Annotated in this window: 10 protein-coding genes; 9 read left to right on the plus strand and 1 reads right to left on the minus strand. The window is 30.6% G+C overall.

All coding sequences use genetic code 11. The features are described 5' to 3' along the window. Window positions 1-163: 163 nt before the first annotated feature. Window positions 164-1069, plus strand: coding sequence for a DMT family transporter (locus Q4512_RS06975; protein ID WP_303423347.1), 906 nt, complete (start codon window positions 164-166; stop codon window positions 1067-1069). Between the two features lie 10 nt (window positions 1070-1079). On the opposite strand, the gene Q4512_RS06980 is transcribed toward Q4512_RS06975, so the two are convergent. Then, on the minus strand, window positions 1080-2783 hold the full coding sequence (locus Q4512_RS06980; protein ID WP_303423349.1) for a patatin-like phospholipase family protein: 1704 nt from the start codon (window positions 2781-2783) through the stop codon (window positions 1080-1082). Window positions 2784-3525: 742 nt separating this feature from the next. Between Q4512_RS06980 and Q4512_RS06985 the strand changes: the two genes are divergently transcribed. From Q4512_RS06985 to Q4512_RS07020, 8 genes are all read left to right on the plus strand, one after another. Beyond that, window positions 3526-3744 carry a hypothetical protein gene (locus Q4512_RS06985; protein ID WP_303423351.1) on the plus strand — a complete coding sequence of 73 codons (219 nt, stop codon included), beginning with the start codon at window positions 3526-3528 and terminating at the stop codon, window positions 3742-3744. 131 nt (window positions 3745-3875) lie between these two features. Next, entirely contained in the window at window positions 3876-4460 is a 585-nt protein-coding gene (locus Q4512_RS06990) for a TetR/AcrR family transcriptional regulator (RefSeq protein WP_303423353.1), read from the plus strand. 72 nt (window positions 4461-4532) lie between these two features. Continuing rightward, window positions 4533-5165 (plus strand): nitroreductase family protein, encoded by a 633-nt coding sequence (locus Q4512_RS06995; RefSeq protein ID WP_303423355.1) that lies wholly within the window; start codon window positions 4533-4535, stop codon window positions 5163-5165. Between the two features lie 44 nt (window positions 5166-5209). Beyond that, the gene (locus tag Q4512_RS07000; protein WP_303423357.1) at window positions 5210-6370 is read left to right on the plus strand and encodes an iron-containing alcohol dehydrogenase; all 1161 of its coding nucleotides are present in this window, start codon (window positions 5210-5212) and stop codon (window positions 6368-6370) included. Between the two features lie 6 nt (window positions 6371-6376). Then, complete coding sequence (locus Q4512_RS07005) at window positions 6377-7183, plus strand: type 1 glutamine amidotransferase domain-containing protein (protein WP_303423359.1); 807 nt, start codon at window positions 6377-6379, stop codon at window positions 7181-7183. A 364-nt stretch (window positions 7184-7547) separates the two neighbouring features. Further along, window positions 7548-10880, plus strand: a complete 3333-nt coding sequence (locus tag Q4512_RS07010) for a DUF2126 domain-containing protein (protein WP_303423361.1) — start codon at window positions 7548-7550, stop codon at window positions 10878-10880. Between the two features lie 20 nt (window positions 10881-10900). Next, the gene (locus Q4512_RS07015; protein ID WP_303423363.1) at window positions 10901-13456 is read left to right on the plus strand and encodes a circularly permuted type 2 ATP-grasp protein; all 2556 of its coding nucleotides are present in this window, start codon (window positions 10901-10903) and stop codon (window positions 13454-13456) included. 1 nt (window position 13457) lies between these two features. Continuing rightward, window positions 13458-14402: a transglutaminase family protein gene (locus Q4512_RS07020; protein ID WP_303423365.1), complete on the plus strand. Its 945-nt coding sequence runs from the start codon at window positions 13458-13460 to the stop codon at window positions 14400-14402. The last annotated feature ends 2 nt before the right edge of the window (window positions 14403-14404 follow it).

Here is a 14404-nt window from a genome sequence, read left to right on the forward strand (position 1 = left end):
GAAGTGTTTAAAATTACAAATTATTGTAAGAATACTGTAGCATAAAAATGTAAATATTGAAGTTCTTTTTTATTATTACTTAACCGTTTTTGTTTCTGATTAATATTATAAAAATCGCCATACTTTATAATCACAAAATTGACTAATTAACTATATTCGCGACATGTGGATGTATCTAGGTTTATTGGCTGCACTTTTTTTGGGATTACATAATCTTTGTAAAAAACATGCTGTGCAAGGTAATGAAGTATTTCCTGTTCTTTTAGGTACAGTTTCTAGTGGATTTATTTTTGTAGCGCTATTTTATATGCTATCCATCTTCTATCCAGAATATGCTATAAATAATGGTTATAATTTTCAAAAAATTAATTGGCAAACACATGGTTTTATATGCATTAAATCTGCTATTATGGCTAGTTCTTGGGTTTTAGCTTATCAAGCATTAAAACATTTACCTATAACTATTGTAACACCAATACGTTCTGCTGGTCCATTTTTTACATTTATTGGAGCTATTTTGATTTATAAAGAGAGTCCCAGTTTCTTACAGTGGATTGGTTTTTTTGTTATTATTTTCTCCGTAATTCTTTATTCTAAAATAGGAAAAAAAGAAGGTATAAATTTTAAAAAAAACAAATGGATATTTGCGATTATTGTTGCCACTTTTTTAGGTGCTTCTAGTGGTTTATATGATAAGTTTTTAATTCAGAGACTAACTCTAAACCCACAAACGCTTCAGTTTTGGTTTTGCTTATATACGATTCTAATTTTACTAGTCATTTTATCTATAACTTGGTTTCCTTTTCCAAAAAAAAGAAAGGCCTTTACTTTTAGATGGTCTATTATAGCTGTTGGTGTTTTATTGCAAGCAGCAGATTACTTCTACTTTAAAGCTTTACAAGATCCTGATGCTTTAATTATGTTACTATCTGCTATAAAAAGAAGCCAAATACTTATTGCAGTTGTAGTTGGAGGCTTGATTTTTAAAGAAAAAAACAAACGCAAGAAACTAATCCCTTTAGCAGGAATAATGGTTGGTATATTTTTAATATTATATTCAAATAGATAGAAAGTAATACTCAACTTTTTAAATCATCTACCAACCATAAAGGCTGTTTATTAAATGTATTCCAATCGTTTTCTAGTGCTTGATATAAAGCATCGATTTCGGTAAAGTCTGCTATTTTATTATCTGGATCTGCTTTTAGCTTTAAAATGTAATCCATTAGTTCATAACATACTGTAAATTGCCCACAAGCGATTAGGATTTCCATTCGGTTTTTTGCAATATCCTTTTTGTCCCACCACAAAGTTGTTGGTGTTTCTGAAGCTGTTAAACAAACATTCTCTAAATTTTTACTTGGTGCTGGTTTTATATCTTTATTATATCCTGTACCATTGTTATATGTTGATTTTTTTCCATTCAATTTATACACAGTAGCAGTAATTCTTTTATTTTTCAATTCACTTTTAGAATAAAACAAATCGTAATTTATACGTCGCATTTGTTTTAAAAAAACATCATTTATCATGGTTAAAGCAGAGGATAACCTGTTGGTTAGCATTACTTGTATTAAACTAATTTCTAGTTTCTTAAAGGATAATATGTCATCTATTAAAGGTGCTGGAACATTTTTTTTAAACATTCCTTTTAGTTTAGATAAAACGGATGCTTTAAGTATAGAAGCTACCAAACCAAAAATGGTTAATAATAAACCAATACCAAAAAGCACTCCACCCAAAATATACAAGCCTGTATATGCTTGTTTACCAAAAACTTGCATATTGTTTAAAAGTAAGATTAGTGATCCTATAATAAATATTATCCAGTACAAAGGCTTTATAGTAAAGTATTGTAGTATTTTATTAATGGCACGTTTTAATGTCGAACTTTTCTCAATTTTGGTAGTGTCTTGTTGCCAAGGTTTCATTTTATAACTTCCTACATCGTTAACAATAATTAGATCTAAACCTTTTTTTGCTCTTTCCATTCTTTCATTAATAAGCATCATGCTACCAATACCCTGATTGTCTGCAATGCCACCATCCATAATACCTACACCATTAATAAAGTCATCTAATTCTTTTAAGTTTTTGTATGCTGGACTTTTATGATTATCAAAATAATCATCTGGAAAAATAAGAGGCTCAAACCCTACAGGAAAACAAGAAGAAGAAGCAATAACATCGCCTAAGATTATTTCATCTCTTAAAGCATTCATTTCTTTTTGGTTATTTTTATATAATGGATTATTACCAAAATACCCTTTGTTTTGAAATCGATAGGTTAACCCAAATGAAAAATCGGTAGCATTAAAACAAACTTGTTCTAATTGTTTTATTTTATTGCCTTTAAATTGTTCGAAAGCGCCTTCAAACAAAGGCATTTCTGCATAAGTTAAAGCAAATGCATTAATTAGAGATCTATTTTTATACTCATTTGTTTTCCAAACAGAATCATCTTCTAATTTCGATATTGCCGTTTTTAAAAGTTTATCATTTTTTGGCGTAAAGGTTGTATAGAAATTTTTAAAAAAATCTTTAAAATTATAATCTTTACTTTGTACAGCTTTAGCAAAACCAACTCCTGCAAGTGTACCTCCACTTACTGTACTTAATGCTTTAACAGATTGTAATAACGATGTATCTTTATACCTAATCTGATCTAAATAAGATAATACTCCTAAAGCAAAAAAAGTTGCACGATAACCACCTCCACTAAAGCAAAGTCCAATGTTTTCAAAGGGTTTAAAATTGTTGTTGTGTATATTTTCGTTCGTCATTAAATAATATAAGTTTAGTCTTTTTAAATATAGTTATTAATTAAGAATTGATTATAAGTATAAGTACCTGATTATTTTAAATAAGCAACTCCTCAAAATATTAGTATGCTTATTAACATATCAACTTGAAGTTTTCGACATAGTCCTCTTAATTATAGAATCAATCTAAATACTTTTTCGAAACTAATTAATTATATTTATAGTGTAATTGTATTATAAATAGACGTTTTTAATGGTTAAAAAATTTTTAAATCGATTGGCTTTTTTTAAACAAAATACTTTATTTGATGTCTTATTTTATATCTCATTCTTCGCTTCAGTAGCTGTAGGTATTTCATCAAACAAAAGGGATTTAATTTATGTAGTTCCTTTTGTTTTTATTTCTATACTTTTAAAATATATTAGTGTTGTAAAGGAAAAAGTAAATCTTTTTTTTGTTTTTTCTATATTTTTTGGTCTAATTTCTAACGTTTTATCTTTCTACAATTTTATAGACTACTATTTTTGGATTGTTTTAGCGACCTCTGTTTATTTAATTTTATTTACGTTAATTATTAAATCCTATTTAAATAAAGTAAATTTAAAATCTATACGCTCCATTTCGGTATTGTTAGGGATTTTTATATTTAGTTACACTATTTTTGCTGTTCTAGAATTGATATTCGATTTCATTCCTAAAAACATGCTTTTTATCACTCTATTATGTGTTTTATGCTTGATGATTTATACCCTAACATTTACGATGATTTATATAAAAGATAAATACAGTAATGCAATTATCTTATTAACCTCAGGAATATTTACTTTTTTTCAAGTTTGCTTGTCTTCTATTAACGAGCTTTTTCTTTATAATAAAACCTTTACTGTTTTAATTGTTATCTGTAATGTTATGTCTTTTTATCTTTTTATGGTTTTTATTTCTGAAAATAAAGTAACAGATAATAGAATTAAATATTTTTAAAATATTTCCACTTACAAGCAAGCTTAGCTACCTTGTCTTATATTATGCAGGAATCTATTAATTATAAGTTTTTGTTAAAAAAGAATGAACATTCATTTTTTTATATACCTTTGTAGTCTGATAATTAGAACATGGCAAAACTTCAAAAAAGTATTGATAAGAAAAATGCATTAATAAAAGCAACTATTGAGTTAGTAAACAATAATGGTTTTCATGCTACACCTATGAGTAAAATAGCTAAGATGGCTAATGTTTCACCTGCTACTATCTATCTATATTTTGAAAATAAACAAGACTTAGTAAATCAGACATATATAGAAGTAAAAGCTGCATATACTAAATATGCATTTGCAACTTACAATAAAAACATGTCTATAGAAGATGGTTTTAAATTAATATGGAAACGTATTGCAGATTTTAAACTTAAAGAATGTGAAAACGCAATGTTTTTAGCACAATGTGACAATACACCAATGATTGATGAGCCGAGTAGAAAAGAAGGTATCAAACATTTACAACCTTTACTTGATCTTTGGTCTCGTGGTAAAAACGAAGGTGTTATTAAACCTTTATCGGATTATTTATTATATGCTTACTCCATTAATCCTTTGTCTTTTTTAATGATTACTCAAAAACGTGGAGATTTTCAATTAAATAAAACACATTTAGAAGAAGCTTATCAATCTGCTTGGAACAGTATAAAAGTACATTCCTAACATAAAAAAACAGCTATTTAGTTCAACTAAAACGGATATACTAAAAACATAAAACTAGAACAAAAAAATAAAATGGAATTATTAAACAAATTAAATTGGAGATATGCTGCAAAAGCAATGAATGGTAAAAAAGTTACTGAAGAAAAAATAGAAAGAATTTTAGAGGCTGCTCGACTTGCTCCAACGTCTAGTGGTTTGCAACCTTTTGAAATATTTGTAATAAAAAACCAACAAATAAAAGAAAAAATTAAACCTGTTGCATGGAACCAATCGGTAATTACAGACTGCTCTCACCTACTCGTCTTTGCAGCTTGGGATCATTATACCGAAGACCGAATTAACTATATGTTCGATTTAACTAACGAAATTCGAGGCTTTAAAAATGAAGGTTGGGAAAACTATCGCCAAATGTTATTAAAGGCATATCCACAAAAAGAAAAAGAAGAAAACTTTAATCATGCTGCCAAACAAGCATACATCTCTTTTGCTCATGCAATTATTGCTGCTGCTTTCGAAGGTGTAGATGCCACTCCTATAGAAGGATTCGATCCTGCTGCTGTAGATAAAATTTTAGGATTACGTGAAAAAGGCTTAAGAAGCACTGTTTTGTTACCTATTGGTTACAGGCAAGAAAGTGAAGATTGGTTAGTAAACTTAGTAAAGGTTAGAAAACCAATGACAGATTTAGTTACTGTTATTGAATAAATAACACTTTAAAACATATTAAAAATTAAAAAAAGAAAAAGAAGATGAACAATTTTGAATTTAAAAATCCTACCAAAATTATTTTTGGAAAGAATACCATAGAAAAATTAAAAACAGAAATCCCTCAAGATGCTAAAGTATTGTTGCTATATGGAGGTGGAAGTATAAAGAAAAACGGAATTTACGACCAAGTAAAAACTGCTTTAACTAATGTAAATGTTATTGAATTTGGAGGCATCCCAGCAAATCCAGAATATGCAACCTTAATGGAAGCTTTAAAAGTTATTAAAGACCAAAACATCAACTATTTACTAGCTGTTGGTGGAGGTTCTGTTATCGATGGCACTAAATTTTTATCTGCAGCTGCAGTATACAATGGAGATACACCATGGGATATTTTAACAAAAAATATAAGAACCAATAAAGGCATGCCTTTTGGAACCGTTTTAACTTTACCAGCTACTGGATCTGAAATGAATTCTGGTGCTGTAATTACAAGGGCAGAAACTAAAGAAAAACTTGCAATGGGTGGTCCTGGATTATTCCCAGAGTTTTCCATTTTAGACCCACAAGTAATTACTTCTATTCCTAGACGTCAATTAGCAAATGGCTTAACAGATGCTTTTACACACGTTTTAGAGCAATACATGACCTATCCAATTGGAGCATTATTACAAGATCGTTTTGCCGAAAGTATATTACAAACTTTAGTAGAAGTTGCACCATCCGTTTTAAAAGATCCAACCGATTATCAAGCTGCTTCTAATTTTATGTGGAGTTGTACGATGGCTTTAAACGGATTAATTCAAAAAGGAGTACCAACAGATTGGGCAGTTCATGCAATGGGCCACGAGTTAACTGCTTTATTCGGAATCGATCACGCACGTACCTTAGCTGTAATTGCTCCAAGCCATTACAAGTTTAATTTTGAATCTAAAAAAGAAAAATTAGCACAATACGGAGAACGCATTTGGAATATTACTGAAGGTAATACGGAAGATAAAGCATATGAAGCTATAGCGAAAACAGAAGCTTTTTTCCACGAATTAGGAATCGACACTAAATTATCCAACTATACTAAAGAATATGAAGGTACTGCTGAAAAAATCTCAAAACGATTTACAGACCGTGGTTGGACAGCTTTGGGAGAACATCAAACATTAACTCCAGAGAAAGTGGAGAAAATAATAAAAATGGCATATTAAATTAAGATGAAAATATTAAAAACAATAGCCGTTACACTAACTATCATTACTGCTTCAAGTTGTAAAGATTCCAAAAACGAAACTCTTTCCGAAAACGTTTCGGAAGCAAAAAAAGCATTAAAAAAAGAAAAAAAAATGAAAATATTATTTGTATTAACCTCTCACGATAAACTAGGAAACACAGAAGAAAAAACAGGTTTCTGGATAGAAGAATTTGCAAGCCCATATTATGCTTTGCTAGATAAAGGTGCTAATATCACAATTGCTACACCTAAAGGAGGAGCTGCTCCAATAGACCCAAAAAGTAATACTCCCGATGCAGCTACCGAATATACCGAACGTTTTAATGTAGATGAAACCGCACAAAATAAAATTGCAAATACTAATAAATTAATCGATATAAATACAGACGACTTTGATGCTGTATTCTATCCTGGTGGTCATGGACCATTATGGGATTTAGCGATAGATAAAACGTCTATTGCTATAATTGAAAAATTTAACGAGCAAGAAAAACCAATTGCATTTGTATGCCATGCTCCTGCTGCTTTAAAAAATGTTAAAAATATAGATGGAACTCCTTTAGTAAAAGGCAAAAAAGTAACAGGTTTTACTAATTCTGAAGAAGCTGCTGTTGGTTTAACAGACGTTGTACCATTTCTAGTGGAAGATATGTTAAATCAAAATGGAGCAATCTATTCTAAAAAAGAAGATTGGGCTGCATATGCTATTCAAGATGGTAATTTAATAACTGGCCAAAATCCAGCATCCTCCGAATTAGTTGCTGAAAAATTATTACAAAATTTAAACTAATGTATATTTTAATTTTGTAAAACAAGGTTGTCGAATTTGGACAACCTTTTTTATATTCCAATTTTATAATTTTATAATTTTCTATTAATTACGATACAAAATAGTGTTTTTTACATTTTCAAAAGAAAGAAATTCTATAAAAAAGAATAAGATACAATTCATTATTTATCCAAAAATGGCAATTCTATTTTATAAAGCCACATAAATTTTTAATTCCTTAAAAATTAAACCAAATTATAGATTATTATTACTTATCTCTTTATTTAAGATTATATGTTTTTAGCATATAAAATTACTTAAATTTGCATTTATTTTCAGTAGCTTTATAAATCACATTTAATTACTGATTTCTTATAATTAACCTATGGCTTTAAAAATTGTAATTTCCCACAAGACAACCTATAAATATGATCGAAAAGTATCTTTATCTCCACATATTTTTAGACTAAGGCCTGCTCCGCATTCGAGAACTCCAATAGAATCTTATTCTATTAAAATAACTCCAGAAAATCAGTTTTTTAATTGGCAACAAGATCCTTTTGGAAATTATGTAGCACGCTTGGTTTTTCCAGATAAAACAGATGAGCTTTCTGTAGATGTAGAAATTATAGCAGATTTAAAAACCATCAATCCTTTTGATTTTTTTATTGAAGAATATGCAGAGGAATTTCCATTTACATATACCGATATAATTAAAAAGGAATTACAACCTTATTTGGAGGTAACCGATAATGGGGAACTTTTAAAAGCGTTTATTAAAACATTAGATTATACACCAAGAAAAACCATTTATTTTTTAATTGATATTAATCAAAAAATCTACGAATATTTAAATTATAATATTCGTATGGATCCTGGTGTACAAACCTGCGAAGAAACATTATCACAAAAAAATGGTTCCTGTAGAGATTATGCATGGCTATTTGTGCAAACCTTACGTCACTTAGGTTTTGGTGCACGATTTGTTTCTGGATATTTAGTACAACTAAAATCGGATGAAAAATCCCTAGATGGTCCTTCTGGTCCTGAAGAAGATTTTACCGACTTACATGCATGGGCAGAAGTATATTTACCAGGTGCTGGTTGGATTGGTTTTGATGCTACTTCTGGTTTATTAGCTGGCGAAGGACACATACCTCTTGCTTGTACGCCTTCCTTTGAAAGTGCTGCTCCTGTTTCTGGTATGACCGATGTGTGTGAAACCGAATTCTTTTTTGAAAATTCTGTTAAACGTATTTTCGAATCGCCAAGAGTTACAAAGCCATATACCGAAGAACAATGGAAAGCTATTGATAAACTAGGAAATAAAGTAGAAAAACAACTTCAAAAAAATGATGTTCGTTTAACCATGGGTGGTGAACCTACTTTTATTTCTATTGATGATTTAGAATCTCCAGAATGGAATACAGCTGCCGATGGTCCGCACAAACAAAAACTTGCAAAAGATTTATCGCAAAGACTTTATGACAAGTTTGGTAATGGTGCTGTTCTACATCATGCACAAGGAAAATGGTATCCTGGCGAACCTTTACCTAGATGGCAAATAGAAATTTGTTGGCGTAAAGATGGTAGACCCATTTGGTTTAATAAAAAATACTTAGCCACATTTGCCGATGATTTTGTGGTACCTGCCAATACAGATAAACTGTTTCTAGAAACCTTAACGAAATATTTAGGTGTTTCTTCGCAACATATAATTCCTGGTTTTGAAGATGCTTTCTACTTTTTATGGGAACAAGGAAACTTACCAATAGACATAGATCCTACTAAAGATAAAGACAATGCTTTAGTAAAAAATAAGCTGAAAGAGATACTAGAAAACGGAACCTCTACTCCTATAGGTCATTTACTACCTTTAAATTATACGCAAGGAAAATGGTTTACTAGTGCATGGACATTTAGAAGACAACATTTATTCTTAACTCCAGGAAATTCTCCTATGGGATTAAGATTACCGCTAAATGCATTGATGGAAAAACCAGAACATGAAGTTTTTCCTGTATACGAACCAGATTTGTTTTCTAAAAAGAAACGCTTCCCTAGTTTTAGAAATATTGTAAAGAAAAGATATCAAGAATTTTTAGACTTCGGAGTAGACACTAACCAACCTAATTATTTTGTTAGAACTGCTTTATGTGCAGAAATAAGAGAAGGTAAATTGTATTTGTTTTTACCACCTTTAGAATCTGCTGAAAACTTTTTAGATTTAATTGCTGCCATCGAGTTTACAGCAAAAGAACTAAACGTACCTGTTATTATGGAAGGTTACGATCCTCCAAAAGACAACAGATTAGAATCGTTAAAAATCACTCCAGATCCTGGAGTTATAGAAGTAAATGTACAACCTGTTACTAATTGGAAAGACTTATGTAACAATACTTTTACTTTTTACGAGCAAGCAAAACTGTCTAGATTAGGTACCGAAAAATTTATGCTAGACGGAAAACATACAGGAACCGGTGGCGGAAATCATGTTACTTTAGGAGGAACTAGTCCCGCAGATAGTCCTTTATTACGTAAACCAAGCTTGTTGCGAAGTTTATTAACCTTTTGGCAACACCATCCAGGATTAACTTATTTATTTTCGGGTTCTTTTGTTGGCCCTACTAGTCAAGCTCCTAGAATAGACGAAGCTCGTTTAGAAAACTTATATGAATTAGAAATTGCCTTTAGTCAAATTCCTAAAGATGGCGAAGTTCCTTTTTGGTTAACAGATAGACTTTTTAGACACCTTTTAACCGATTTAACAGGAAATACACACAGAGCAGAGTTTTGTATCGATAAATTATATTCACCAGATTCTTCAACAGGAAGATTAGGTATTTTAGAACTTCGTGGTTTTGATATGCCACCACATCCTAAAATGAGTTTGGTGCAAATGTTATTGGTTAGAACCTTAGTTTCTTGGTTCTGGAAAAAACCATACGAACATAATTTAGTACGTTGGGGAACCGAATTACATGATAAATTTTTAATAGAACATTATGTAAGAGAAGATATAAAAGATATTGTTTCGCAATTAAATAGAGCTGGTTATAAATTTGAAGAAGATTGGTTTAATCCGTTTTTTGAATTTAGATTTCCGTTACACGGCATGGTTGAAATTAACAATATTCATTTAGAATTACGAGCAGGAATAGAGCCTTGGAATGTTTTAGGAGAAGAAATGACTGGTGGCGGAACGGCAAGATATGTTGATTCTTCATTAGAAAGACTACAAGTAAAAGTTGCTAACTTTACCGAAGAAAGATTTGTATTAACCTGTAATGGTGTAAAAGTACAATTGCAAAGTACCGGAGTAAAAGGCGAATATGTTGCAGGAATTCGTTATAAAGCTTGGGATCCATATTCTGCTTTACACCCAACTATTCCTGTAGATACGCCTTTAGTTTTTGATATTGTAGATACCTGGAATAAGCGTTCTATTGGTGGTTGTACTTATTTTGTAGCACATCCTGGAGGAAGATCTTATGATGCATATCCTGTAAATAGTTATGAAGCAGAATCGAGACGAATTAATCGTTTTTGGGAGTTTGGCCATACACAAGGCGAAATTGATCCAGTAGAAGAAATCCATCCAGACTCAGAGGATGTAACAAGAAATGTAGAAGAAAAAGGGAGTTCTAAAAAATTCTCTTATAAGGAATTACCAATTAATTTTGAATTTCCTTACACGTTAGATTTACGTAAAAAATAAAAAGTACCATTGTTTCCTATATGATTACAAAAACAAAAACATTATTTGAAAAATATTTTTCAGAAACACCTAGTTATGATGAATTGCTCTCTTCTAAATTGAGCATTAAAGACAATTGGAAAAAAATGTCTCAAAATTTAAATAAAATTGGTGTTAAAAAACTTGCTCTAAAACAAGAAGAAATTAATTGGCTTCTAGCAGAAAACGGGGTTACTTATAATGTTTATAATGACCCAAAAGGGTTAAATAGACCTTGGGATTTAAATATTGTACCGTATATTATTCACAAAAAAGAATGGGATCTAGTTGAAAAAGGAATACAGCAAAGGTCTGAGATTCTAAACCTTATTTTAAAAGATTTATACGGAAAAAGAGAGCTCTTTAAAAATGGAATTTTACCTCCTGAAGTTATTTATGCACATAGTGGCTTTTTACGTTCTTGTGATCAAATTCAATATAAAAACACTAAACAACTCTTAATTTACGCGGCAGATTTAGCGAGAGGACCTGATGGACAAATGTGGGTTGTAAACGATAGAACACAAGCACCTTCAGGAATGGGTTATGCATTAGAAAACCGATTTTCAACCAGTAAAGTTATACCAGAATTATATACCGATATTCATGTAGAGCAACCTTCGCAATTTTTTAATGACTTTAACGAGCTATTATTAAATGCAGCACCTACAAATACTGAAAATCCTATGGTGGTTATTTTAACCCCAGGACCGCATAACGAAACCTATTTTGAACATTCTTATTTATCCTCTTTTCTAGGATATCCACTTGTAAAAGGAAATGATTTAGTAGTAAGAAATGGCAAAGTTTGGTTAAAATCTTTAAAAGGATTAAAACAAGTGGATGTTATTTTAAGAAGAATTGATGATAGTTTTGTTGATCCTTTAGAGTTACGAGAAGATTCGTATTTAGGTGTTGCTGGCTTATTAGAAGTCGTACGCTTACAAAATGTTGCCATTGTAAACCCTATAGGTAGTGGTGTATTAGAAAATCCTGCATTAGTTCCATTTATGGAAAATATTTGCAAGTATTTTTTAGATGAAGAATTAATCTTACCGCAAATTGCATCTTGGTGGTGCGGACAAGAAAAAGAGAGAAAACACGTGTTAGCAGATTTACCTTCTTTTGTTGTAAAAAGAATCGATAGGTCGCATAGAGAGCATATATACTTCTGTGAATTTTTGGATAAAAAAGCACTAGAAGCACTTAAAAAAGAAATCATTGAAAACCCTTATAAATTTGTTGCTCAAGAAAAAATTTCTTTTTCTACAGCTCCCAATTTTGTAGATGATAAATTAGAACCTCGTAAAATATTATGCCGTACTTTTTCTATCGCAAAAAAAAATGGTTATAGCGTCATGCCTGGAGGATTAGTTCGTGTAGCTGCAGAAAGAGAAGAATTATTTGTTTCTAATCAACGTGGTGGAACGAGTAAAGATTTTTGGGTTATTAATGACAATCCGCAACCCAACTTACAAAATTATTCTTGGAATAAAACAAATGCTACTCCATCTATAGACATTAATGATGTACCAAGTAATACTGCCGAAAATTTATTTTGGTCTGGACGTTATTTAGGAAGAACTTTAGTTACTGCTAGATATTTACGTATGGTATTAAATCAAATGGCACAAGTACAATATAATAGTAGGAAATCGGATTCTGAAAACTTAAAAAATCTATTTAAATCTATTACTAAAATCACATCTACATTTCCAGGTTTTACTGGCGAAAATGAAGAAGAAGCTTTAAAAAATCCGTTAAAAGAAATAGAAAGCCTCATTTTAGATGAAACCAGAATAGGAAGTTTTGCACAATCTATGCAAAGCTTTAATAATTCTTATTTTTCCTTACGTAATTTATGGTCTAAAGATATGTGGCGTGTTTTTGATGGTATTCAAAAACATGTTAAAAAATTAAAAAAAGAAGAAACACATTCTATATATTCACTAACTACTTTTTTCGATAAAATCATTACAAGGCTTATTGCTTTTATGGCACTAACAGAAGAAAGTATTTTAGTAAGACAAGGGCTACTACTCTACTTTATTGGTTTAGAATTAGAAATTAGCGCCATGTCTATTGAAAAATTTAGAGCTTTACTTATTGTAAATCATAATGAAGAACTAACCTATGAAGTTTTAGAATCTTTATTAAATAGCCATGAAAGCTTAAATATTTACCGATATAGCTACAAATCGTATTTAAGCATTGAAAACGTAGTAAACCTATTGATCTTAGATACCGAATATTCTAGATCTTTAACGTATAGAATGCGACGTTTAAAAAAGGATATTAATAAATTACCAAATACAAATAAGAATAAAGAAAAGACGATTTGTCAAGAAAATATTGATGCGGTTATTTCTAAAATTGAATGCTTAAATTTACAAGAAATGTTACATATTGATCCAGCATCTAATATGCGAAAAAACCTTGATGACATGCTTTCCGATTTAAGCAATTTATTACATATTACCTCTTTATCTATTTCAGACACTTATTTTAATCATTCACAACCACAAAAACAGTTGGTGAATAGAAACATCTCTAATTAATATGGTTTTTGATCTTTGGCATAAAACAAAATACTCTTACGAAAATGGCGCATCTTTTTGCCATAATCTAACAACTTTAAAACCGAAAAATTTTCCTGGACAAACCCTTTTAGAGTATCGATTAGAAATAAGTCCTACCCCAACAGATGTAACAGAAAGACTAGATTTTTTTGGAAATGCTGTAACTCGTTTTTCTATTCAGCAAAATCATGACGAACTCCTTGTAATTGCACACAGTAAAGTATCTAGAGATTACGCATTACAAATAGATGAAGCAAAATTTTTAGAAGGAAAAAAAGTAACTATAGAAGCAAGTTTAAAGCATCTAAAAAAAACAGATTCTGAAATTATTAATGTACGCCAATTTGTATTAGCGTCGCCACTTATATCTAATAATAGTGAAGAAATTAAAGCCTATGCAGCACTTTCTTTTACACCTAATCGTTCTTTATATGAAGCTTCATACGAATTAATGCAACGAATTTTTACCGATTTTGATTTTGTTCCAGGCTTTACAAATATTGCAACACCACTTCATGAAGTTATGAAAGAAAAAAAAGGTGTTTGTCAAGATTTTGCGCAAATTGCAATTGCCTGTGTTCGTGCTATGGGTTTACCAGCAAGATATGTTAGTGGTTATATTGAAACTATTGCACCAGAAGGAAAAGAAAAATTAATAGGAACAGATGCCTCTCATGCATGGTTTTCGGTTTATATACCAACCTATGGATGGGTAGATTTTGATCCAACGAACAATCAAATCCCAAAAAACCAACATATTGTTGTTGCACACGGAAGAGATTATTATGATGTACCACCGTTAAAAGGTGTAATTTATAGTATGGGAAAAAATGAAATGAGTGTTGCTGTAGATTTAAGACCTTCCGTATCTCAGGAATTACCAAATACATCCAACAGTCTTTCGCAATCGCAATCGCAAAACTAGTA

Source organism: Oceanihabitans sp. 2_MG-2023 (assembly GCF_030547245.1).
GTDB lineage: Bacteria > Bacteroidota > Bacteroidia > Flavobacteriales > Flavobacteriaceae > Oceanihabitans.